Annotated in this window: 23 protein-coding genes, 4 tRNA genes and 1 pseudogene; 19 read left to right on the top strand and 9 right to left on the bottom strand. The window is 60.9% G+C overall.

Going from position 1 to position 21,319, the window contains the following annotated elements; genetic code table 11:
- The first annotated feature begins 164 nt into the window (after positions 1-164).
- The 6 genes from AC5Y4D_RS22985 (at position 165) to AC5Y4D_RS22960 (ending at position 8,340) form a co-directional block, all read left to right on the top strand.
- Positions 165-1,997 (top strand): N-6 DNA methylase, encoded by a 1,833-nt coding sequence (locus AC5Y4D_RS22985; RefSeq protein ID WP_500038298.1) that lies wholly within the window; start codon positions 165-167, stop codon positions 1,995-1,997.
- Complete coding sequence (locus AC5Y4D_RS22980; protein ID WP_122503306.1) at positions 1,994-3,244, top strand: restriction endonuclease subunit S; 1,251 nt, start codon at positions 1,994-1,996, stop codon at positions 3,242-3,244. Before AC5Y4D_RS22985 ends, AC5Y4D_RS22980 begins: the two co-directional genes overlap by 4 nt.
- Positions 3,241-6,186 carry a type I restriction endonuclease subunit R gene (locus AC5Y4D_RS22975; RefSeq protein WP_500038297.1) on the top strand — a complete coding sequence of 982 codons (2,946 nt, stop codon included), beginning with the start codon at positions 3,241-3,243 and terminating at the stop codon, positions 6,184-6,186. Before AC5Y4D_RS22980 ends, AC5Y4D_RS22975 begins: the two co-directional genes overlap by 4 nt.
- The gene (locus tag AC5Y4D_RS22970) at positions 6,186-6,581 is read left to right on the top strand and encodes a M48 metallopeptidase family protein (RefSeq protein WP_500038296.1); all 396 of its coding nucleotides are present in this window, start codon (positions 6,186-6,188) and stop codon (positions 6,579-6,581) included. Before AC5Y4D_RS22975 ends, AC5Y4D_RS22970 begins: the two co-directional genes overlap by 1 nt.
- An 827-nt stretch (positions 6,582-7,408) precedes the next feature.
- Positions 7,409-7,726 (top strand): WhiB family transcriptional regulator, encoded by a 318-nt coding sequence (locus tag AC5Y4D_RS22965; protein ID WP_500038320.1) that lies wholly within the window; start codon positions 7,409-7,411, stop codon positions 7,724-7,726.
- Between the two features lie 137 nt (positions 7,727-7,863).
- Positions 7,864-8,340, top strand: a complete 477-nt coding sequence (locus tag AC5Y4D_RS22960) for a YbaB/EbfC family nucleoid-associated protein (RefSeq protein ID WP_500038295.1) — start codon at positions 7,864-7,866, stop codon at positions 8,338-8,340.
- 10 nt (positions 8,341-8,350) lie between these two features.
- On the opposite strand, the gene AC5Y4D_RS22955 is transcribed toward AC5Y4D_RS22960, so the two are convergent.
- Both AC5Y4D_RS22955 and AC5Y4D_RS22950 read right to left on the bottom strand, forming a co-directional pair.
- Positions 8,351-8,650: a WXG100 family type VII secretion target gene (locus tag AC5Y4D_RS22955; protein WP_500038294.1), complete on the bottom strand. Its 300-nt coding sequence runs from the start codon at positions 8,648-8,650 to the stop codon at positions 8,351-8,353.
- Positions 8,651-8,655: 5 nt separating this feature from the next.
- The gene (locus AC5Y4D_RS22950; RefSeq protein ID WP_500038293.1) at positions 8,656-8,946 is read right to left on the bottom strand and encodes a WXG100 family type VII secretion target; all 291 of its coding nucleotides are present in this window, start codon (positions 8,944-8,946) and stop codon (positions 8,656-8,658) included.
- Between the two features lie 127 nt (positions 8,947-9,073).
- Here AC5Y4D_RS22950 and AC5Y4D_RS22945 point away from each other — a divergent pair, with 127 nt between their 5' ends.
- From AC5Y4D_RS22945 to AC5Y4D_RS22930, 4 genes are all read left to right on the top strand, one after another.
- Positions 9,074-10,417 carry a WXG100-like domain-containing protein gene (locus AC5Y4D_RS22945; protein WP_500038292.1) on the top strand — a complete coding sequence of 448 codons (1,344 nt, stop codon included), beginning with the start codon at positions 9,074-9,076 and terminating at the stop codon, positions 10,415-10,417.
- A gap of 139 nt (positions 10,418-10,556) precedes the next feature.
- Positions 10,557-11,351: a pentapeptide repeat-containing protein gene (locus tag AC5Y4D_RS22940; RefSeq protein WP_500038291.1), complete on the top strand. Its 795-nt coding sequence runs from the start codon at positions 10,557-10,559 to the stop codon at positions 11,349-11,351.
- Between the two features lie 222 nt (positions 11,352-11,573).
- Positions 11,574-11,744: a hypothetical protein gene (locus tag AC5Y4D_RS22935; RefSeq protein ID WP_500038290.1), complete on the top strand. Its 171-nt coding sequence runs from the start codon at positions 11,574-11,576 to the stop codon at positions 11,742-11,744.
- 272 nt (positions 11,745-12,016) lie between these two features.
- Positions 12,017-12,664, top strand: a complete 648-nt coding sequence (locus AC5Y4D_RS22930) for an HAD family hydrolase (RefSeq protein ID WP_500038289.1) — start codon at positions 12,017-12,019, stop codon at positions 12,662-12,664.
- Here AC5Y4D_RS22930 and AC5Y4D_RS22925 read toward each other — a convergent pair.
- Complete coding sequence (locus tag AC5Y4D_RS22925) at positions 12,657-13,922, bottom strand: helix-turn-helix domain-containing protein (protein ID WP_500038288.1); 1,266 nt, start codon at positions 13,920-13,922, stop codon at positions 12,657-12,659. The genes AC5Y4D_RS22930 and AC5Y4D_RS22925 overlap by 8 nt on opposite strands.
- Before the next feature lie 168 nt (positions 13,923-14,090).
- On the opposite strand from AC5Y4D_RS22925, the gene AC5Y4D_RS22920 reads away from it, so the two are divergent.
- The 5 genes and pseudogenes from AC5Y4D_RS22920 to AC5Y4D_RS22900 all read left to right on the top strand — a co-directional run.
- A complete protein-coding gene (locus tag AC5Y4D_RS22920; RefSeq protein ID WP_500038287.1) occupies positions 14,091-14,510 on the top strand; it encodes a hypothetical protein in 420 nt (139 codons plus the stop codon).
- On the top strand, positions 14,507-15,832 hold the full coding sequence (locus tag AC5Y4D_RS22915; RefSeq protein ID WP_500038286.1) for a cell division protein FtsK: 1,326 nt from the start codon (positions 14,507-14,509) through the stop codon (positions 15,830-15,832). Before AC5Y4D_RS22920 ends, AC5Y4D_RS22915 begins: the two co-directional genes overlap by 4 nt.
- A 64-nt stretch (positions 15,833-15,896) precedes the next feature.
- A complete protein-coding gene (locus tag AC5Y4D_RS22910; RefSeq protein WP_500038285.1) occupies positions 15,897-16,295 on the top strand; it encodes a hypothetical protein in 399 nt (132 codons plus the stop codon).
- Complete coding sequence (locus AC5Y4D_RS22905; RefSeq protein ID WP_500038284.1) at positions 16,292-16,525, top strand: helix-turn-helix transcriptional regulator; 234 nt, start codon at positions 16,292-16,294, stop codon at positions 16,523-16,525. Before AC5Y4D_RS22910 ends, AC5Y4D_RS22905 begins: the two co-directional genes overlap by 4 nt.
- Positions 16,525-17,688, top strand: a pseudogene (locus tag AC5Y4D_RS22900) (site-specific integrase); the annotation flags it as partial. The gene AC5Y4D_RS22905 and the pseudogene AC5Y4D_RS22900, both read left to right, overlap by 1 nt.
- 38 nt (positions 17,689-17,726) lie before the next feature.
- Here the strand turns inward: AC5Y4D_RS22900 and AC5Y4D_RS22895 are convergent.
- Positions 17,727-17,798: transfer RNA gene (locus AC5Y4D_RS22895), tRNA-Val, on the bottom strand.
- 179 nt (positions 17,799-17,977) lie between these two features.
- Here AC5Y4D_RS22895 and AC5Y4D_RS22890 point away from each other — a divergent pair.
- The 3 genes from AC5Y4D_RS22890 (at position 17,978) to AC5Y4D_RS22880 (ending at position 18,243) form a co-directional block, all read left to right on the top strand.
- A tRNA-Gly gene (locus AC5Y4D_RS22890) sits at positions 17,978-18,050 on the top strand.
- A gap of 28 nt (positions 18,051-18,078) precedes the next feature.
- Positions 18,079-18,152, top strand: a tRNA-Cys gene (locus tag AC5Y4D_RS22885).
- 16 nt (positions 18,153-18,168) lie between these two features.
- A tRNA-Val gene (locus tag AC5Y4D_RS22880) sits at positions 18,169-18,243 on the top strand.
- Positions 18,244-18,290: 47 nt separating this feature from the next.
- On the opposite strand, the gene AC5Y4D_RS22875 is transcribed toward AC5Y4D_RS22880, so the two are convergent.
- The 5 genes from AC5Y4D_RS22875 to AC5Y4D_RS22855 all read right to left on the bottom strand — a co-directional run bounded on the left by AC5Y4D_RS22875 (position 18,291) and on the right by AC5Y4D_RS22855 (position 21,060).
- Positions 18,291-18,506 (bottom strand): ribosome modulation factor, encoded by a 216-nt coding sequence (locus tag AC5Y4D_RS22875; RefSeq protein WP_499946718.1) that lies wholly within the window; start codon positions 18,504-18,506, stop codon positions 18,291-18,293.
- Positions 18,507-18,600: 94 nt separating this feature from the next.
- Positions 18,601-18,909, bottom strand: coding sequence for a DUF732 domain-containing protein (locus AC5Y4D_RS22870; RefSeq protein WP_500038283.1), 309 nt, complete (start codon positions 18,907-18,909; stop codon positions 18,601-18,603).
- Positions 18,910-19,115: 206 nt separating this feature from the next.
- On the bottom strand, positions 19,116-19,751 hold the full coding sequence (locus tag AC5Y4D_RS22865) for a hypothetical protein (RefSeq protein WP_500038282.1): 636 nt from the start codon (positions 19,749-19,751) through the stop codon (positions 19,116-19,118).
- Between the two features lie 134 nt (positions 19,752-19,885).
- The gene (locus AC5Y4D_RS22860; RefSeq protein ID WP_500038281.1) at positions 19,886-20,842 is read right to left on the bottom strand and encodes an alpha/beta fold hydrolase; all 957 of its coding nucleotides are present in this window, start codon (positions 20,840-20,842) and stop codon (positions 19,886-19,888) included.
- Between the two features lie 83 nt (positions 20,843-20,925).
- Positions 20,926-21,060 carry a hypothetical protein gene (locus tag AC5Y4D_RS22855; protein WP_500038280.1) on the bottom strand — a complete coding sequence of 45 codons (135 nt, stop codon included), beginning with the start codon at positions 21,058-21,060 and terminating at the stop codon, positions 20,926-20,928.
- Between the two features lie 60 nt (positions 21,061-21,120).
- On the opposite strand from AC5Y4D_RS22855, the gene AC5Y4D_RS22850 reads away from it, so the two are divergent.
- The coding region (locus tag AC5Y4D_RS22850; protein ID WP_500038279.1) for a hypothetical protein at positions 21,121-21,319 on the top strand (199 nt) is incomplete at its 3' end.

Raw genomic sequence — 21,319 nt, 5'->3', positions numbered from 1 at the left:
CTCCGAAGTTTCTTCATGCGTCCAATCGAGCAGCTCTCGCGCGTCTCATCGGTGTCCATCGCCATCCATCATCTGATCCACATCCATCACGTCCGCCTCGAAGCTCCTTGGCGACCCTCAGACCATGATTGCATTTGTCATATCACTGTGCAAACGTAACATACATGACGGATCCACAGACGATTGCGGTGCTCCTCCAGGCCATCCGTGCTGCACTCGACCTCACGCAGGCCGAGTTGGCCGAGCGGCTCGGTGTCTCCTTCGCCACGGTGAACAGGTGGGAAGCCGGTTCCAGCAAGCCACAGAGAGCCCAACTCGCCAGGATCAACGCTCTGGCCGAGGATGCTGGCGTCGACGCCAGCGATGCCCCGATCACCGGTGGAGCAGTAGTAGCCCGTCGCCGTGGCCGCCAAGCTAAGCCAGCGACTCCGACCACAAAGCCAATGGAGCAGATGCTGTGGGACGCCGCTTGCTCGATCCGAGGCGAGAAGGACGCGCCGAAGTTCAAGGACTACCTGCTGCCGCTGCTATTCCTTAAGCGCCTTTCCGATGTCTTTGACGACGAGATCGACCGACTCGCCGAGGAGTACGGCGACCGTGCCGTCGCCCTGGAGATCGCGGACAACGACCACGACCTGCTCCGCTTCTATCTCCCGGCCGAGGCACGTTGGTCCGTCATCAGCGGACGCGTGCCGTACGACTGGCCTGACGACGAGCGCGGTCGGTCTACACGACCACGCGACATCGGTGAACATCTCACCAAGGCCGTGCGTGCCGTCGTCCGATTCAACCCGAGCCTCGCCGGAGTCATCGACGTCGTCGACTTCGCGGCCGAGCGCAACGGTGAGCGAGACATCAACCCCGCCAAGCTCAATGGCGTCGTCGAGACATTTTCCGACCCGCGTTATCGCCTCGGCCTCGCAGACGTGCAGCCGGACTTCCTTGGCCGCGCATACGAATATCTTCTCCGGAAGTTCGCAGAAGGCTCGGGCCAGAGTGCGGGCGAGTTCTTCACTCCAACCGAGGTCGGATTCCTCATCGCGCGCATCCTGAGGCCGAAGCCAGGACAGACCTGCCATGACTACGCTTGCGGTTCCGCCGGCCTACTCATCAAGCTCCAGCTCATCGCGCGCGAGCTCGACCCGACCGCCAAGATCCCACTCAAACTGTTTGGTCAGGAGCTACAGGCCGAGAGTTACGCCGTCGCGCGGATGAACGCGATCATCCACGACATGGACGTCGACCTACGCCGGGGCGACACCATGATCAATCCTAAGTTCCGGACATCGTCGGGATCACTCGACCAGTTTGATCTTGTCGTCGCGAACCCGATGTGGAACCAGCCTTTTGACCCGAGCATTTTCGAGGACGACCCGTACGACCGGTTCATCAAACACGGTGGCGCAACGTCAGGCAAGGGTGACTGGGCCTGGCTCCAGCAGACGCTTTCGGTGCTCAAGGACACCGGCCGTGCGGCGGTCGTCCTCGACACCGGTGCCGTAACTCGTGGCTCGGGCTCGAAGAACGAAGACAAGGAACGCAACATCCGCAAGTGGTTCGTCGACCGCGACCTCGTCGAGGGCGTCATCCTGTTGCCCGACAACCTCTTCTACAACACGACGGCCGCTGGCGTCATCGTGGTGCTCAACAAGCGCAAGCCCGAGCCTAAGAAGGGCAAGATCACCCTGCTCAATGCGAGCAAGCGGTTCACCAAGGGCAAACCCAAGAACCACCTCGCTGACGAGGACGTCTCGGATCTAGCGAGGCTCTACAACGCAGGCGATCCCACCGAGGGGGAAGTTGCGGTCATCGACCTCGCGCAGGTCGCCGACGCGGATTACAACCTCAGCCCCAGCCGGTGGGTTTCTGCTGTCGCCACCGATGAGACAGGCGACCTCGTTGATTTGCTGACTGAATTCGAGCAGTGCATGAGTGCAGAAGCGGATCTCGAGGGCAAACTCCATGAAGCACTCGCGAGTTTGAGGAAGCTGGCATGACCGAGTCGGCTGCCCTCCTCAGTGATCTCTGTGACTTGTTCAGCCTCCAGGTCGACCCGGCGACGATGCCGGACTCCCCTTATCTGGGCCTAGAGCACCTTGAATCTGGCCGTCTTCGAGCGACCGGCTTCGGGAGAGCGAGTGATGTTACGAGCCAGAAGGCCGCATTCGAGCCGGGTGATGTGCTCTACGGAAAGCTGCGGCCGTACCTCGACAAGGCGGTGCTCGTGGATCGCGCAGGAGTTGCCACCACGGAGTTGTTAGTCCTTCGACCCAAGTTGGGCGTGAGCCCTGAGTACCTCGCATGTGTTGTTCACTCACCCGCTTTCATCGAGTTCGCTATGCAAGGTGTGACTGGAGCCCAACATCCCCGAACTTCTTGGGCGCACATCAAGTCGTTCGCTGTGCCCGCCTACGACCGATCGGAGCAAGCATCCATCGCGAAGCTCCTGTGGAGCTTGTTTGACCTTTGTATGGCAGCGGAGCGCGGCGCCACGAGTGCTTCCTCCCTGAAGCGAGCCGCGATGGAGCAGGTATTCACGCGGGGTCTACGAGGAGAAAAACTGAAGGAGACCGAGAGCGGCCCAATCCCTGAGAGTTGGAGCATCGGTGCGTTCGGCGAGGTTCGTGAGTTCCTCCAGTATGGAACGTCGGTGCATTGCACCTCGGATTCCGAAGGGTACCCCGTTCTAAGAATCCCGAATATTCAGCCCGGGCGTGTGAATAGCGCTGAGCTAAAGTATTGCGGTCTCGCGCCTGCGCAGGCGAGCAAGTACCTGCTTCAATACGGCGACCTACTGTTCATCCGGACGAATGGTGTGATTGACCGATTGGGGTCATGCGCGGTCTACGAGGGTGACCCAGGCTCAGCGCTTTTCGCGTCCTACTTGATCCGTGCCCGCCTGACGACGCGTGTACTGCCGAAGTTTGCAGCGTACTTCTACGGCTCGTCCCGCGGGACGTCCTTGGTTGCCGGCCGAGCGACTCCCGCATCCGACGGCAAATACAACCTCAATACGGGAACCATTGACGCGCTTCCACTTCCGATGCCGCCAACAATCGACGAGCAGCAGGAGATCGTCGATGTGCTAGATGCTCTCGACCGCAAGATCGACCTGTACCGCCGTAAGCGCGACGTGCTGGACCGGATCTTCAAGTCGTTGTTGCACAAGCTGATGACCGGTACGGTGTCGATCGACGACCTCGACTTGAGCGCGTTGCCGTCAATCGACGGGACTCCAGCATGAGTCAGATCAAGATCTCCGAGGCCAAGTCGGTTCAGTTCCCGATGGTGGTGCACGCATCAGCCGTCGGCTGGCAACAACTCACGCCAGAGGAAGCCGAGGGCATGCGTCGTGGTCGGGCGAACATGCTGTTCCCCGTGGTGCTGGAGAACAAACTCCGGCAGTTCAACCCGTGGCTTACCGAGGACCAGGCCCGCGCGATCGTCGAGAGCATTGAAGCGCTGCCCGCCACGATCGAGGGCAACCGAGAAGTGTTGCGTTGGCTCCGCGGCGAACGTCAATGGCACGACGAAAACGAACAGCGGCAGCGCCCCGTTCAGGTTGTCGACTTCGGTCTACCCCACGAGAACGCCCTGCACGTCACATGGGAGTGGAAAATCGAGCCGCCGGCCCGGGCAAAGGGCAACCGCGCTGACGTCATGTTCCTCGTCAACGGCATCCCAGTCACCATTGTCGAGCACAAGAACCCGAAGGACCGCGACGCGCTTACCAAAGCCGTTACCCAGCTTCGACGTTACGAGATGGAGACGCCAGAGCTTCTCGCTCAGGCGCAGCTTCACAACGAGACCCACCTAATCGACTACTGGTACGGCGTGACGTGGAACATCAACCGCCGCATGCTATTTAGGTGGAAGCACACGAGCGACGAGTCCTACCGCGATGCCGTACAGGCGTTCTTCGAGCCGCGTGACTTCCTGCGCACCTTGCGCGAGTGGGTGCTCTTCTATGTCGAAGATGGTGAAACTAAGAAATCGGTCCTGCGCGAGCACCAGCGCGGTGCAGTCGATGCGGTGGTTGAGCGGTGTGCCGACCAGGCGAAGAATCGGGGGCTAATCTGGCACACACAGGGTTCCGGCAAGACCTTCACATTGCTAACGGCGGCGCAGTTGATCCTCAGCCAGAAGGACCGCTTCAACAACGCAACCGTCATCCTCGTCGTTGACCGCACCGAGCTGGAGGGCCAGCTCAAGGAGTGGGTCGAGAGACTGCTCGGCGAGATGCAGGCCAACGACATCCCGGTTCGGCGTGCCAACAGCAAGGATGACCTGCAAGACATCTTGGATTCCGACTTCCGTGGCCTTGTTGTGTCGATGATCCACAAGTTCGAGACAATCCGGAAGGACAGCTCCAACCGCGAAAACATATTTGTGTTCATCGACGAGGCTCACCGGTCGGTCGCTGCTGACCTCGGCTCATACCTCATGGCGGCCGTCCCAAACTCCACCATCATCGGCTTTACGGGTACCCCGGTCGGCGGGACAAAAGGCGGTGGCACAAGTTCGTTCCAGATCTTCGGATCACAGGACGAAATGGGCTACCTGCACAAGTATTCGATTATTGAGTCGATCGAGGACGAGACGACTCTGCCGATCAAGTACATGCTTGCGCCGTCGTCGATGTCCATGGCACCAGAGGACTTAGACGAGCAGTTCTACGCACTTGCGTCCGACGAGGCCGTCACTGACATCGATGAACTCAACAAGGTACTGCAGCGAGCAGTTGGATTGCGCACCTTCCTCGGCTCTGACAGCCGCGTGGCGCAGGTGGCTGAGTTCGTCGCGAACCACTTCAATGAGAACGTAGATCCGCTGGGGTACAAGGCTTTTCTCGTCGCGGTCGACCGTGAGACGTGTGCGAAGTATAAGCGGGCGCTCGACAAGCTGCTGCCGCCCGAGTGGTCGGAGGTGGTCTATAGCAAGAGTGCGAGCGATGTCGTCGACCGTCCCGACGTACATGAGCTCCAGCTTTCCAATGACCGCGAGAAAGAGGTGCGCCGGCAGTTTAAGAAGGCGCATCAACAGCCCAAGATCCTGATCGTCACTGACAAGTTGCTCACCGGTTACGACGCGCCGATCTTGTACGCGATGTATCTCGATAAGCCGATGCGTGACCACGTCCTCCTCCAGGCGCTTGCGCGCGTGAACCGACCATATGTCGACAGTGAGGGTGTGCAAAAGAAGGTGGGTCTCGTCGTAGACTTCGTTGGCATCTTGAAAGAACTTCACAAGGCGCTGCGGTTCGATTCCGCCGATGTGGAAGGCGCTCTGCAAGACCTCGATGTGCTGATGGCAGATCTGCTGCTGAAGATCGACGCTGCTTCCACCGAGTATCTGCAGGTCACGAGCGGGCAAGGCGATGACGAGCAGTTAGAAGGCATCGTTTACGGCAAATTCGTATCGGAGGACGAGCGCAAGAAGTTTTTCGACGACTACCGCGACATCGAGGCGTTGTGGGAGATCCTCTCCCCATCGGCGGAACTGCGCGATCACATCACGACGTACAAGCGCCTATCGGTCCTTTACGCAGCCGTTCGCGCCGCCTACTCCGAAGCGACCAGCTTCACCGCCGATTTGGAGCACAAGACGAAGCGTCTGATCGAGGTGAGCGCGACTCAGGAAGGTCTGGGTAGGTTCACCAAGGTTGCCACGTTCGACGTGCCAACGTTGGAAGCATTGGGCAACGACGACGGACCGCCCGAGGAGAAGGTCTTTAACCTGTTGCGTGGCTTACGCAAGGAGATGGAAGACAACCCGGCCGCGGCGGTGGCGCTCCAGAGCATCAAAGAAAGGGCCGACCTCGTCATCGAAAATCTCGAAGAGCGAAAGGTCAACGGCCTTGCCGCACTAGATGAGCTCAAGGCAATTGCGGAGGAGAAGGACAAACTGCGCGAGTTCGCCAGGCAGAGCGGACTGTCGGATCGCGCCTTCGGTATTTATTCCGCATTGAGAACCGAGCATTCGTTGCGTGGGCTGAACCTCGATATCCAGCGGGTCGCAGTGAGCATCGACGTAGCGGTGGATCAGTTTCCGCACTGGCGGCAGAATCCCGACGAGCGGCGCCGCCTGCGCAGCGGACTCTACAAACCGCTGCTGGATAGTCAGGTGCCTGCCAAGTCCTGCGCCGAGATTATCGACAACGTTATGACTGTGCTGGAGAAGGTCTAATGGCAAGGCCGAAGATGCCGCTGACCGCCGATCAAGCGCTCGCTCGCAAGGCGATGGCGTGGGCGACCAAGATTCGGGTGAATCCTTCCCGCATCGTGATCGCCGAGCTGACTACGAAGTGGGGCTCGTGCGCGCCAGACGGTGTGATCACACTCGCGCAAGACCTAGTCGACATGCCCGCCGCTTTCCAGGATTATGTCGTCGTTCATGAACTGCTCCACCTGCGCTACCGCTCCCACGGCAAAGCCTTTACGGCGATGATGACCGCCCTGGTTCCTGGCTGGCGCGAGTTGGAGGCATCGAGCCCGGTCAGGGAAGTGCGCGGGGACCAGGTTAACGCTCGCAACCTTGTCACCTCCCCCGCATACCTTTCCGGTCATGACAACACCGACTAGCTAGCATTACAGTCCATTTTGGCCGCTGGCGTTCATCCGGTTCACGCTGTGGAATGGAGGCCGGCTGTTCTGTCAATCGATTGGCGCGGTGGTGGATTCGGCGATCGGCCGATTATAGAGGCGGGCCACCTAGTGCTTCGTTGACTGTTTGATTCGGGTTGTAAACGCACATGGTGTCCGCCAGAGTCTCTGCCAGCTCGGTATTACTGGGGTTGATCTTGGTCCGCCACCCCGCGATAACTGCGCCCACCACGGCTTTTTTAGTGGGCGGGTCCAAGCTCTTGAATTCCGTACAGGTCATCGTCAGAGCATTGACTGGTGCCGCCGCAGTGGGCGTAGATGCAGGTGTCGCCGTAGGTTCGGTGCCGCTGTCTCCTGCTGTCGTGGTGACCGCGGCAGAAGGAATCATGCTCGTGGAGGCCGGCGACGTGCCGCTCGCCCTTGGGATGGGTGGTGCAGCGGTTGGGGAGTGCACACCACAGCCCGCAGCGGCAAGCGTATGCACGCTGAGCAGGATCGGCGCGATGAGACGCATTCGGAGCATAAGCGGGCATGGTATATCAGCTGATCTCACTGGTTCGATCGTGCATTTGCGCCAGTTGATCGCGACATGCAGCGCCACTGACGTGGTCGAGGTGCGAGGCAGTGACGTCTTCGATAACCTCGTCTGGCGATTCGAACTGATGGTCTGTGATCTCGCGTTTGGGTGCGTGGAGTCGCGCGACCTGAGGCAATCGGTGATGGCCGACGAGCGTGCTGCGATTATGACGCACTTGGTCGGTTCGCGGCATCCAGAGCCGGCATGGGCGGAAGGTGGGAGGGAAGCGATGACCGCGGCGGCGATCCCGTTGTCTGTTCCGCTAGACGAGTATCTTCCGGTCTGCACCGCCCAGCCCGAGCGATGGACGACCACAACACCCGACGAGTACGCCAAGGCGGCGTGCCAGGCGTGTCCGCGACGCTGGCTGTGCGCGAGTGAGGCGTGCCAGGTACCGGGCGTGGAAGGGCTATGGGCCGGCGTGGTGATCCCCGAGTCAGGGCGCTCACGGGAGTTTGCGCTACGTCGCTTGCGCTACCTGGCCGAACGCGGCGGCTACCAGGCTCGGCCGCGCCGCCGCGGTCGGCCTCGCGGTTCCAGGAACTGAGACGCCATCGTGCTCGTGGGGTGTACTACGGGAGCAGTTGCGCGGGCGGCTTAGGGGCCCGGCGCCGTCGGGGCGGTTCATTATGCTTCGGCGTCCTGGTGCATTAGGGCTGCTGTGCCATGTGGGAGGTTGATGGGATGGATTTCGATGCGGCAGTGGATTTGGATGCGGCGCGGAGGGTCGGTAAGTGGTTGGCAGATGCGCTGACGGAGGTTTCGGGGTCTGCGCGGGTCGCGACAGCGGCGGTGTCGGGCGGTGTGGGGCAGGTGACGGTTTCGGCGCATGGGCGGTTGTTGCGGCTGCAGTTGACGCCACAGGCGATGCAGTTACGTTCTGACCGTCTGGCGGCATGGATCGAGCAGGCGTATGTGGAGGCGTGCGAGTCCGCTGTGGGACAGGTGCGCGAGAGGATCAAGCAGGTCACCGATGCTAATCCGCAATTTGCTGACATGTTCGAGCAGTTGGACCGGGATTTTGGAAAGCTGATCACGGCGCTGCGAGCTCCGCAACCGCGCGCTGTCCGGGAACGTGAAGAAGAGGATCTGGGTCCGGGGTGGGAGAAGCCCGAGTGGGACCCGAGCTCGGATCCGCTCGGCCGGACTATTGGCCGTTGAAGAGCACGACTTATTGGCCCCACATCTTCAGGTTGGCGTTGATCGCGCTGGTGTAGTTCTGATGGGCGGTTGTGGCGCTTTCACGGATCTTGCGAAGGCCTTCTTGGAGGTCGTCGACACCGGAGCGCCATTGCGCTTGCCATTGTCGGTGAGCACGTGCGGTTTCGCCGTCCCAGGGCATTTTCGCCACATAGGCATCGATGAGGTCGACGTTGGAATCGGTGGCTTTGGTGAACTGGCCCATTTGGGCGATGAGGTCGTCGAGTGCCTCGAGGTCAACTGTGTAAGCGTCGTCGCTGCCGGTCGCCATCGCTGTCACACTTCGTCAGTGCTTTGAAATGTGTTGGCCGAGTTGATGACTAAGCCCGTCATATGCTCGAGTGCGACGACGATCTTGTGGATGCCTTGTTGCCATTGCTGCCAGCCCTCATCGAGCTTGGTGGCTGCGCTGCCTGTCCAAGATCCGTTGATTACCTCATCGCCCTGAGCTTTCAGGCGCCTGAAAGCGTCTTTGATGTCGGAGTTCACCTCGTCGATGTCCTTGGCGGAGGCAACCACCTCGCGGGGCTGAACATAGAGAACTCCATCGCCGCCTCGTTCTGCCATACCGGGTGTCCCTTGATCGCCGAGCTGGTCAGGCCGTGATGCCTGAAGACGTCCTCTACACTACTGTCGCTTTCGGCGATCGTGCGGCGCTTGTGCGGTTGTTGCGGCGCATTGGAGGGGGTGGCGGGTGGTTGATGTAGACCCGGAGATGTATTTCCGCTCGTCAACCTCGGTGCGGTTCAGCGGGCAGACCATCGACGGTGCACTGGACCACCTCAAGAACGGTCTGGCCGGTTCTGGGGGGATGGCTGGCTCAGACAACACCGGGCAGGAGTTCAGCGCCGGCTATGACCCGGTGGCCCAAGACATTGCAGCAGCTCTTGCGGGGCTGGTCGACATGTCGGTCAATGCCGCCGACTTGATTAGGGCCAGCGGTTTGAACCACCAGGCTGCCCAGCGCGCATCCGCTGACGGGAGCCCGCCGCCCCCGCCGGCGCCTCTACCAGACACTCCGACGACAGCCGTGCCGAGTATTCCGTCAGCGTATGGGGGCGGGGGCAGCGAACCGACCGGTGCCATTGCCACGGCGTGGCACTACGTCCAGCAGTTTGTCGGATATGTCTGGCCCAACGGCAGCCCAGAAAAGCTTGAAGCCGCCGCCCGAGCATGGACGTCCGCGTTCAACGTCATTAAAAGTGGTGATACCTCCCTTGAGTGGGCAACGAATGACCTGGCGGGACAGCAGTCGCCGGAAATCCCAGCGGCCACAGCACACCTTAATGACCTGAAGGGCAAGTTCGACAAGGTCGGTCAAGCCTGCCTACAAATGGCCACGAGCTGCAACAATCTCGCGCAGGCAATCCGAGATGCCCATCAGCAACTGATTGATGAGCTGGCAGAATTCGCGGCCGAATTCGTCGTCGGAGAGATCGTTTTCGGCGTCTTGGTTGAAGTCGGTGGCGAGCTGTGGGGGAACGCGGCGATGGCCGCCCGCGCCATGAATATCGCTCAGCGGTGCGCTCGGATCATTGAAAGACTTATCGAACTCGCAAGAGCGGCTGCGCGAGTCGCGAAAGCAGCCCGAGAGATAATTGCGAACGTTGTCAAGAACATCAAGGGTGTCGTCGCCGCTATCGTCAAGCGCGACCAGAACGTTAAAACTCTCATGAGCTACGCTGAGCAAGCGCTCAAGGACTTCGACCAAGGGTTGATTGGCCTCTCGCCTAAGCAGGCCGCCGCGGCGGCAAAAAACCCTTCACTCTATAATGCTTATAAAGGGCAAGTTCTCGATAAACGCTTCAAAGAACTCGTTGAGCAGAGTATGACTAATATCGATCCGACAAAACAAGGACTCGCTGGCCCAGATTTGATAAATATAATCCCTAAATCTAGCGAAGCGCCCTGGTATGATCTAACTACAATGAAGCAATGGGCTGCCCACGCCAAATACAACGCCGATTATGGAGGACCGGGCGGGGGAATAATTTGGGACCCGGCAGGAGGACCAGTGACGTATGTACCGCCAAAGTAAAGAACTGCGTGAGCGATGGGACACTGAGACGACTACGTTCGTTTTAGACTCATTACTCCGGGGCAGGCCAACATCGCCGTATGGAACCTTCGAGGGTCGAGTCGACTTGCGAGGTCTCGTTACTGAGAAGTCCGAGCGTGTGAGTATCAACGATAAGCTCGCAAGAATAGCGAAACTGTACGAGTTCGACCGCACTAAGGTTTACGATGTTGACCTGAGCTCGTCGATCTTGCATGACTGGCGCGTTGTCGACTCCACATTCGAGAATTGCGCCTTTGATGACGCCAAGCTGGCGGGATTCCGATCATACTCGGCGGTATTCAAGCGGTGCCGCTTCAAATCGTCAGTGCTTAGGGGAGCTACCTTGGGAGCTCATACAAAAGGACGCAGGACGGGCAGCCTGTACGAGGATTGTGATTTTTCGGGTGCCGATCTCCGGGATATCAGCACTGAGCATGGCCGCTTCGCGCGGTGCGCGTTCGTTAGTAGCCAGTGGTCGGGGACGCAGACACTCTCCGCCGTCTTCGAACATTGCGATTTCTGCGACGCGGAAATCAATGAAGTTTATTTCGATGGGCGGCGATTCGATAGTCATGGACTAGCCGGTCTAGGCGAAAATAAGATGGAAGGCTGCGATTTCTCTACATCGCGGTTGGAATACACTGGCTTCCTCGCTATCGACTTCAGAAACCTTATTCCTCCGCGTGCCGATAGATATGTGTTGGTAGGGAATTTTCCATCCAAAGTCGAGATTGCTCTTGATCGGCTGAAGGCTAACGGCAGCCGTGAAGCCGCGGGTCTGGCATTTATGTTTCAGATGGAATTTACTGCTGCAAAAGTAATGCCGCCTGACGCGGTTGGCATGCTTGATTTCGGACGGCTATCGGACACGGATGCCCGCCTGCTCGCGGCTGTTTTCGAAATCGAGCGATAACTCCCGAAACTTCAGCAACCTACTTGCCGATGACGGTTGCTTACGGTTGAAAGATCAGAGAGCACCAAAGGCGGGCCTGCGTAACATTCATATCGAGACGATCGTGATCATGGCGCTGAGTCAACTGACCGCCGCAGCTTGGTATAAGTTGATCGCCGTGGTCACGAACAGGCTGATAGTCAAAGCTTTGATGGCGCTTGCGGGCACGCTGGTCGCTGTGGCGTGCAGCGGCGAGTCCCCTCACACGGAGGCGTCTTCGGCGCCGGCCACATCGACAATCACAACGGCTCGCCCACCAAGTCCGGCTTCGGTGACGGCAGCACCATCCTCGTCGGCTTCGCCATCCTCTTCGCTGCCAGCGAACCATGTCCCACCAGGGCCGCGGCCAAGTGAGGACATCATGACGATGACCTGCCGGACATACCTCACGCTCCCGCCGGCACGACAGCAAGAGGTTGTTGTGGCGATCGGCAAGTACCACGGAGCCGTTTTGGCTTTTTCCAACGACAACGAATATCTGCTTGTTGCGAGTTTCTGCACAAACCCAGACGCACTCGTCTCGGAAAACCTCTTCCTCCAGTAAAACTTTTTGACACACCGAACGCACAGTCAAAGATCCGGTAGCGGACAGGTCCGGGTCTGTGAATAAAGGTAGGCTTCAACTCATGATAAAAGCGGTGGTTTTCGACGTCGGGGAGACGCTTGTGAATGAAACGCGCGAATATGGCACGTGGGCCGATTGGCTCGGAGTTCCGCGGCACACGTTTGTTTCCGTATTTGGCGCGGTTATTGCATCGGGCGCGGATTATCGGGACACATTCCAGGTGTTTAAGCCGGGGTTTGATCTGACCACCGAGCGAGAGGCGCGTGCGGCGGCCGGCCAGCCCGAGTGGTTTGGAGAAGACGATCTCTATCCAGATGTACGCTCCACGTTGGCGACTCTTCGAGCCGCCGGAATTTGGGTTGGTATAGCCGGAAATCAGACGGTGCGCGCTGGGCGTCTGCTACGCGATCTCGGCCTGCCCACCGATTTGGTTGCGACCTCTGACGATTGGGGTGTAGAGAAGCCCAACATCGCATTTTTCGAGAAAGTTGTTCAGGCTTCGCCGACTGACGATCCGGCAGAGGTCGTGTATGTCGGTGATCGCATTGACAACGATCTGAGACCAGCCAAAGCGGCCGGGCTGAAGACCGTTTTCGTTCAGCGCGGCCCCTGGGGATGGATATATCGTGACTCTCCCGAACTGAATCAGGCCGCGGATTGGCGCGTAAAAAGTTTGGATGAGATCTATGGAGTATTCTTCTCTAGCTAAATGAGTTTACTGTGGTATGCCAATCGTATAGCTTCGCATCCACATTTCGTACCGCTGGAAGTGCTTCATATTCGCGCAAGCTTTCCCTGACGGCCTTTATCCGATCCATTGCAGTCGCATACCACTGTTGGCTGATGTCTTCGATCGCGTCAATCAGTAGTTCGCAAGCGCGCTCGGGGTCCCCGTCGGCAACGGCAGCCGCAGCGAGGTCGGCCAGTGTGATGGACCGCTGCTTGCCGGCATCATCAGGCAGCTCGGCCAACACCTGGGCTAGAACCGCTCGGGCCTGATGCGGTCGACCAGCTGCTACCAAGGTATTTCCTTTGAATCCTTGCAGCCGGGTGAGCGAGAACCAATCGAACCAACCGGGTAGGTGTGCGTCGCCCTCTTGGTTGGCTACCTGGGTCTCAGCCTGGTCGATGAGTCGTAGCGCTTCACGGGTGTTGCCGAATCGGGTTTCGACTTCAGCCTCAACAGCATTCAGCCAGGCAGTGAGTTCTGCCGGTGCGTCGCCGCGGCGGGCGAAGGCACGCGCTGCACGAATCCGGTCTCGCGCTTCCTCGACCCTGGTCCGATCACCGGAAAACGCAGGCGCGAAAGCCATGTGCGCCAAGACCGCAGCGCCGAGCAAGGAGTCGTTAGCCTCATACGCCGCTTGTAGCGCTAGGACGAAATGGGGCTGCGCGGCGTCGGGCCGTTGAAGATCAAAGAACTCTAGTCGCCCCGCAAGCAGGCTGACTTCAGATAGCGCAGTTGCCAGGCCCTTTCGGCCCGAATCATCGATTGTGGAAAGCAGTGACGCGCCCAGGCCGGCGTGCCCGGCAACGAGTGGCAGAAGGTCAGTCGCGGGTACCGTCCAGTACAGATGACGATAGGCGGCGGTAATGGCCGCAAAATCGACCGCAACGCCGACTGGCAGGGTTGGACCGGTTCTGCGTAGAGGCAATCTTCCGTTTTGACGTGATTTGTTGGCCCGCAATACGTTTTGCGCAACCGGTTGATCACCCTGCCAAGGAGCGACAAAGCCTAAGTCGGTTATGGGGCGTTGAAAAAGAGCTTCTAATGCCGCTGCGTGTTCAGGGTGGGGCCAGGGTGGCGTGGCAGACTCCCATCGGCGGACTGTCCGAGGGGTCACTGAGATTTTTAGGCCAATCGATCGCGCGGTTTCGGTGACGGCGTCGGCCAACGCGGCCTGCGACCGCAAACCCAGTCCCTGACGTGCCGCGCGGAGCCGGGCATTGCCAATTGTGTCTGTCATGCGGCCCAGAGTAGGCCAATGCTCCAGTTTAAGACAATGGAACGTCCGCTAAAACGTCCGCGCTATGTCCCCTTACATGTCCTTAACAAGGACACAATGCTGCCCGATCATGGCCTGGCACTCCCAAGTGCGTCAAGGCTAACCAGACACTCAGGAGGTCGAAGTCACATGGATGTCAAGCTCGCAGGTGAGGTGTTGGGATGGGTCACGAAAGAGGCCCGGGAACGCTCGGTGTACTCCGGCCGCGGTGACAGCCGCGTAGTTACGGGACGCGAATACGACGTCAACGGAGCACCCGTGTCAGGCGTCGAGTCGGTGATCGTCAGCGATGCCCTGGGGGTCACGCCGGGCGCCACCGTTGTCATGCCAGATGCGTTGGCGGCTGACCTGCCGGTCGGCGCGGTGGTCGGCGTCAGCGGCAGCAACGGGCTGTCCGCGCGAATCGTTGGCGGAGATTACGGCAGCACGCGCGTCTCTATTCTTGGCGTCACCGAGGTCCGTGTCATTGCTGAGGGCGCAAAGCTGCTCCGCGACGCTGCCGCGAAACCCACGTCACCCGCTCGCAGTGGATCGGGAGCTCAGGCGTGAACCCCTACGACCCGTATCCGACTGAACCCGACAACCCCTACCCCAATGCTGGGTTCGATCTGAATTATCTCGAGCACCTGGTGCTCGTTGGTGCGGCATGGGTGCTCGCGTTGGTCATTGTGACCGCAGCGGCGCTGCTGACTTGGCGGTACAGAGATCCTCTGAGCTATGAGCGGTATTTCGCGGCGCCGGTCAGGCGTGCTCGCTGGCTGGTCTGGGCGTACACCTCGTGGTCGCGGCTTGCCAAGAGGTGCGGGTTGTCGTATTCCGAGCAGGTCACGCGGAGGGACCGCGAAGGCAAGCAGACTACGACCACGGTGTGGTCTCATCCAAGATTGTTGCGGGTCAAGACATCTAATCACTGTCTGCACCTAACGGTGCATACCCGAACCGGTCAGACAGTCGATGATTTGGAAAAAGCGGTGCCCAAAATCCGTGACGCCGCTGGTGCTCATTCGGCACGCTCAGTGGTGGTCGCACCAGGAAAAGTAAGGATGGAGTTCGTGATGCGCGAACACCTTACCGGAGTCGGGTACGCTCCCATACCTACCGAGGTGGCTACGACTACTGCGCGGGTGGGCCGCTGCGAGAATGGCACTCCCTGGAGCCTTCGGATCGCGGGACGACACACGCTCACCGTGGGCTGCTCGGGAGCCGGCAAGGGATCCGTATTCTGGGGAATCGCAGCCGGATTCGGCCCGGCCATCAATGCCGGGCTCGTGCACCTGGTCGCTGTCGACCTCAAGTACGGCATCGAAGTTTCGATTGGCGCACGGCTGTTTACCAAAGTCGCCACGACTGAAAGCGATGCGGTAAAAACCCTTGCGGGCCTTGAAAAGCTGATGGATGCCCGAGGCGCGGAAATGGCCGGAAACAGCCGTGAGCACACTCCCAGCACCGCTGACCCATTGGTAGTGCTGCTGATTGACGAACTGGCCGGTGTGACCGCGTATATGAGCGATCCGGCGCTCCGCAAGCAAGCCGCGGCGTCGTTGTCGCGGATCCTGACCAAGGGCCGTGCCCTCGGGATCGTGGTCGCGGCATTCCTGCAAGATCCTCGCAAGGAAATCCTGCCGATGCGGGGGTTGTTCACCCAAACCATCGCCTTGCGGCTTCGCTCACGCGATGAAGTCGCAATGGTCTTGGGTGAAGGCTTGGCCGACGCCGCGCCAGCGCACCGTATCAGTCCCGACTTGCCCGGCACCGGGTACGTAGTGGCCGAGGACGGCGCGGTGATGCGTGTGCGGGCCGACTTTTGGAGCGACGCCCAAATTCGCGCTACCGCAGCGCGGTGTCAGCCGCGGGTGCGCCCTACCGGCTGACGACATCCGTGACCACTCGCTGTCCGACCCGAAAAGCTAACGGCAAGAAAGGATTTCACAAGCAATGACAGGCAATGAATCACGACAATCTGTCAGTGAGTTCCTGATCGAAGCGTTCGGGCCGCTGAATGATGCACAGCTGCGCCGCCGCAAGGATGACCTATTGCGGCGTGCGGCTATGGTCACCGCATTTGGCTGGCATCAGTTCCGCTACCAGTGGTCCAGCGGCGAGGTCTTGGGCACGGTGCTCGTACTGCGCGATCATGCCGAAATGCTTCGGTGGAAGGAAACCGAGGACTCGATACAGGCCCGATGGGCATTCGACCTGTGGGGAATCGCCGGCGGGCAGGCAGATGTGGATGCCGGATCCCCCACAACTGTCGCATGGTTCGAGTCCATCCGCGTCGAGTTTGCGACTAAGCAATCCGCGTCGACGACAAGCCACGAAGAGGTGGGGTCGTGATTCACAGCACCCGGGAAGCCCTGGTGGCCTGGGGCGAGTTTCCGGAACTGTTGACGGCCGAACAGGTTTCGGCGCTCCTGGGGATTTCCTCGGCAACGCTCAATCGCTGGGCAGCGATCCGTGAACAGACCGGACAACAAATCGGGCCACCCTGCTATTTACTGTCGGATCGCGTACGCCGCTGGGACAGCGCAGAAGTTCGAAAATGGCTCAAGCAGGTCCGACGCTGATGGCCGGTAACACTCCGCGTGGTATTCGCAAACGCTTCAACGCCGCCGGCGCGCCCCGATACCAGGTCCGGTATTTGGTTCGTGACCCATCGTCAGCGTCCGGTTGGGTCGAAACCTCTGCCACCTTCGCAACGCTGCGAGAAGCCAAGGCGTTCAAGGCCGACCGCGACACGGAAGCCGCGGTCGGTGGCCGCCGCTTCGACCCACGGCTCGGCCGCGTCCCTCTCGTCCGGATTTGGGAACAGTACTGCGCCTCCAAAAAGCCGGCGGTTTCACCGAAAACATGGAGCGGTTACAGCCAACACTGGGAACTTCGTATCGGCCCGCAGTTGGGACACATCCCTGTTGACGAGATAAGCCGTGCCGATGTGCAGCAATTCGTCGACCGCCTCACTGTTGGCCCCTGGGCAAAGGTCTCCACCCTGCGGTTGCTGCGGTCGATCCTGGAAGTGGCCCGCAACGATGGCCGCATCCATAGCAACCCCGCCTACGGTGTATCAGCGGGTCGTATACCCGAACGAGAACACCACCGCTACTTAACTGCGCCCGAAGTCGCCGCCTTGGCCGCGGCCTGCAAAGACCAAGGCGATGTTGTCACGATCCTGGCATATACCGGCCTGCGCTGGTCAGAGCTCGTCGGCCTCCGCGTGGGCGATATCGACCTGTCCGCTCGGCGCCTCCACGTGCGCCGCGCCGCGCCTGAAGTCGAAGGCCGTATCATCATCGGCCCACCCAAGACGCGTGCCGCCAGACGCAGCGTGCCCCTCCCCCAAGTCGTCGTCGACGCACTCACACCCCGTATCGCGGGGCGTGGACCAGATGAGCCAGCCATCACATCCCCCAACGGCGCGATGCTGCGATCAAACAACTGGCGCAGGCACGCCCACTGGTCAGAAGCTCTGCGCACCACGAAACTTGCGCCGCTGACAATCCACGACCTACGGCATACCTACGCCAGCCTGGCCCGCAAATCTGGCGCTGACCTGCGCTACGTGCAGAAGACGATGGGCCACTCCACACCGACCGTCACCGCGAACATCTACAGCGACCTCTATTCCGATGAACTCGACCAAGTCGCAACCAACCTCGACCGACTCCAAACAGCCGAGACCGGCACTTCAGAGAGCGACAACGGACAAGAACCGGACAAATCCACACACCCACCGAGTGCAATCAACGTGTCCACGCAGGTCAACGGGTGTGGTCCCGGCTGGGATCGAACCAGCGACCTTCCGCGTGTGAAGCGGACGCTCTTCCACTGAGCCACGGGACCGGCGCCGAGAGGCGAACGACGTCGAAGATTAGCACGATCCCAACGCGACAGTGCGGGCCGCATACGCCGCGGGGCCGTCCGCGGTGGCCTGGACACGCTCCGTACCAAGGAATTTGTGTGCGCCCGCTCACTGGACTATCGTCGTGCTTCGCACCGGGCGACGATCTCGCTCGTTGCGCGCGGATGTAGCGCAGTTGGTAGCGCATCACCTTGCCAAGGTGAGGGTCGCGGGTTCGAATCCCGTCATCCGCTCGAAGGTGCAAATGGCATCAATCCCAGCGGTGGAGTGGCCGAGTGGTGAGGCAACGGCCTGCAAAGCCGTGCACACGGGTTCGATTCCCGTCTCCACCTCCAAGTTTTGATCCCCCCAGCGCGATTAGCTCAGCGGGAGAGCGCTTCCCTGACACGGAAGAGGTCACTGGTTCAATCCCAGTATCGCGCACCAGGTTTGACCTGCGGTTTATCCGCAAAGCGCGGCCGACACAGCGTTGATCACCTGAAGGACGCCCGTAAGCATCTGCTGCGGTAGAGCTGCATCGCCGGCCCCGTTTCGACCCTCACCCGCAGCATCCGCATGTACCCGCGCATCCACAGCTGCGCGAGCAACTGAGATTGGCCGGCATACGGGTTGCGGTCGCCGGGCTCAGCGAGTGAACCCTGATACAGGGCGAATATGTACTCCGCGCGCTTCGACACCCTGCCAAGCATGCAGGCATGGGCACCTAGAACGTCGGACCCACGCCGTCCGGGTGGACTAGGACGGAATCACCCGGCGGCGGCCACGCGGCACACGCCGAACGCGTCAGTTCCCATTCCGCTCATCCGGGCACAGTTCAGACACCGCCGCAGAGAACAGCTCCAAGTTCTGCGCGTCCGTCAGCACCACTCCCCCGATATGAGGATTGTTCGCTTCCAGAATCGCGGACTTGGGGACGCCGTTGCCGAGGTCCACACAGGTCGCCCGGCCCAGTTGGAGTGCTTTTTCGTCGGTCAGCGGCATCTCCGCGGCGTGCACCCGGTCCAGGAAGCTCACGTCGTCGGCGTGCGCTGTGGCCTGCGCGGGCAAACAGCACAGTGCCGCGACGATCATGGCAACCCTGAACACGGTCATGGCTTGATTGTGTGACGACCGGGTCACCGGTTCAAGCCATCCCGCATCTGTGATTCGCCGGAGCAACCGATGGCAGCAGCCCGGTCGCCGTACACATTCTCGACGGCGACCCGGCACCCGCCGAGACGTGCGGTGTGTCCCCAATCTGCCTGCAGGGCCTATTATTTCGCGTCGATGCGCCTAGAGTGCGGCGCGGGCCCGAGGTCTCAGGCCGGCACCCCGGCCTTGATCTTCGCGTCCTGCTTGCGCGCGAGTTCGAGGAGGAAGTCCTGGTTGACCGGATCGTCGGGCGCGCTTTCGAGCTCGATGAGGCCCAGCGCCTTGCCCTGGGTCCAGATCACCACTCCTTTGGCCTTGGTGCCCTCCGGCGACGGTCCGACGGCGATCACACCTCGGCTACCGACTTCGGCCGGGGTGGACGGCGCCTTCACGCTCAGTTCCTGGATGGACTTGGAGGTGTTGTCCAGTGCCGCACCCGCTTCGTCGGGGTTGCCGTAGACGTAGATCGAGATCTCGACTTTGCGAGAGTTGGTCTGGTTGTTGTACACGCCCTCGACGCCGGCAGGAGTGGAGATGGGTAGCGTCTGCGTCTGCGTGAAGGTGTCGCCCGGCACGACGATGTCGCTCGCCGGGATCAGCAGACCGGTGTAGTCCCCGGCCGGGGCGGCGGTGCTGGAGGCCGGAGCCGACGACGACGGCGCCGCAGCCGAACTCGACACCGAGGAAGACGCCGACGACGAGGGGTTGGACGACGTGTCGCCTCCGCAACCCGCGACCGCCACCCCCACTGATGCAAGTGCGGTGACCGCTACAGCGGCTCGCATGATCGAATTCTTCGTCACCATTGCTCCTTTGGATGTGGGCGCGACTCGCCGGTCGTCTCGCGCAACATAGCCGAACTTCGGGCCTTTAGGAATACATCGACTCACGTCCGATCCGAGAGCACCGCCGATGGCCGACTACGCGCCGATTGAATTCAAACTTCGCTGCTGCCAAAGGATTCGATGACCTTCACAAGTTCGCCGGGGGCCTCCCAGTTCAGCGCGTGCCCGGCACCCGGCACAGTAACCAGCCGCGCTTGCGGAATGCCGTCAGCCAGTCGGCGCGAGTGATTCGGCGGCGTGGTGCGGTCGGCCGATCCGACCATCACGACGGTGGGCACCGTAATCTCCCCCAGCCGCGGGTAGCGGTCCGCGCGGGAGAATGCCTTCACGATCGCCACGTGCGGCCCGTGCTGGTCGACGTGCTCCTGGAATCCCTCGACGAACACCTTGGCCATCGCCGGCGAGGGACGGGTGCCGCATTGCGCGGCCCCGAACAGCACCCCGAACGTCTTGATTCTGATCAACCGCTGCATGACACCCCACTCCAGCAGCGGGATCTGCAGCTTGTTCTGCGGCGCCCCGTCCAGCACACGGCCCGCCCAGGTGGCGAACAACACCAACCCGCGCAACCGCGGAGCCAGGCCGGCGTGCTCCAGCAAGGCGCGGATCGCAACGAACCCGCCCATCGAATGCCCGACGAGGACAGCGCTGCGAACGTCGAAGTGCTCCAGCACCGCGGCAATGTCGGCCGCCATCACTTCCGATCCGATGCCGTCTGCACCCAGCGTGGACCATCCATGACCGCGCTGGTCGAAGCCAACGACACGAAATCCCTTGGCCAGCAGTTCATCCCAAACGACATTCCATTCGGAAAGGTTGACGCTGTAACCGTGCACGAGGACCACGATGGGCCCCTGTCCGGCGGACAAGGCGCGCAGCAGTGTCCCGTCCGGGCGCGATATCAGCACCTCCTCGCCCTGCGGTTCGGCCAGAAGTTGTTCGCGCGTAAGCGGATCCGGGTTTTGTCTGATCCATGCAACCAGCGCTTGTAAACCACCCCAACCGGCCAGGCCGACCAGCGCCGCGCCCGCGGCCCACCTTTTTCTCACGCCACCTCCCGATCCGACCACCGCCTACGGTATCGACTTCGGAGTGCAGGTCCCGATCGGCACACCGGGCAGCGCGTAACGCCTTACTCCTCGGCGGAGGCCTGATCGCCTTTCGGCTTCGGGTCACCCGTGCCGGAACCACTTTCGGGTTCGTCGACCGAGGCGGCCTGCGGCGGTTGCTTGTCGCCTTCCGGCGGCGGCTGTTCAGCAGTAGTCACGATTGTCAGCTACCCCGGACCACGATGCGCGAAACGCCGTCGCCGTGCAGGATGGCGTCCGTGGTTACCCTGCTGATCGTGGTCGTGGCGGGGCTCGTCGGGCTCTGCTTCATCGCCGCCGTGCTCGTGCTGCTGGTCCGGCTGACGGACTCGTCGAAGTCGCAGTCCTACGTCCCGCAGGTGTGGCAACCGATGACGACGGCTGCCGCTGGCTGGTATCCCGACAACACGGACCCGAATGTGCTGCGCTACTTCGACG

Source organism: Mycobacterium sp. NGS67, from assembly GCF_059812185.1.
Note: the sequence above shows the minus strand (reverse complement) of the source record. Positions and strands in the feature narration are given on the sequence as shown.

Bases quoted from the DNA above. Each gene is read 5' to 3' on its own strand.
- AC5Y4D_RS22985 (WP_500038298.1), top strand. From the start codon at position 165: ATGACGGATCCACAGACGATTGCGGTGCTCCTCCAGGCCATCCGTGCT.
- AC5Y4D_RS22980 (WP_122503306.1), top strand. From the start codon at position 1,994: ATGACCGAGTCGGCTGCCCTCCTCAGTGATCTCTGTGACTTGTTCAGC.
- AC5Y4D_RS22975 (WP_500038297.1), top strand. From the start codon at position 3,241: ATGAGTCAGATCAAGATCTCCGAGGCCAAGTCGGTTCAGTTCCCGATG.
- AC5Y4D_RS22970 (WP_500038296.1), top strand. From the start codon at position 6,186: ATGGCAAGGCCGAAGATGCCGCTGACCGCCGATCAAGCGCTCGCTCGC.
- AC5Y4D_RS22965 (WP_500038320.1), top strand. From the start codon at position 7,409: ATGACCGCGGCGGCGATCCCGTTGTCTGTTCCGCTAGACGAGTATCTT.
- AC5Y4D_RS22960 (WP_500038295.1), top strand. From the start codon at position 7,864: ATGGATTTCGATGCGGCAGTGGATTTGGATGCGGCGCGGAGGGTCGGT.
- AC5Y4D_RS22955 (WP_500038294.1), bottom strand. From the start codon at position 8,650: ATGGCGACCGGCAGCGACGACGCTTACACAGTTGACCTCGAGGCACTC.
- AC5Y4D_RS22950 (WP_500038293.1), bottom strand. From the start codon at position 8,946: ATGGCAGAACGAGGCGGCGATGGAGTTCTCTATGTTCAGCCCCGCGAG.
- AC5Y4D_RS22930 (WP_500038289.1), top strand. From the start codon at position 12,017: ATGATAAAAGCGGTGGTTTTCGACGTCGGGGAGACGCTTGTGAATGAA.
- AC5Y4D_RS22925 (WP_500038288.1), bottom strand. From the start codon at position 13,922: ATGACAGACACAATTGGCAATGCCCGGCTCCGCGCGGCACGTCAGGGA.
- AC5Y4D_RS22920 (WP_500038287.1), top strand. From the start codon at position 14,091: ATGGATGTCAAGCTCGCAGGTGAGGTGTTGGGATGGGTCACGAAAGAG.
- AC5Y4D_RS22910 (WP_500038285.1), top strand. From the start codon at position 15,897: ATGACAGGCAATGAATCACGACAATCTGTCAGTGAGTTCCTGATCGAA.
- AC5Y4D_RS22875 (WP_499946718.1), bottom strand. From the start codon at position 18,506: ATGCTTGGCAGGGTGTCGAAGCGCGCGGAGTACATATTCGCCCTGTAT.
- AC5Y4D_RS22870 (WP_500038283.1), bottom strand. From the start codon at position 18,909: ATGACCGTGTTCAGGGTTGCCATGATCGTCGCGGCACTGTGCTGTTTG.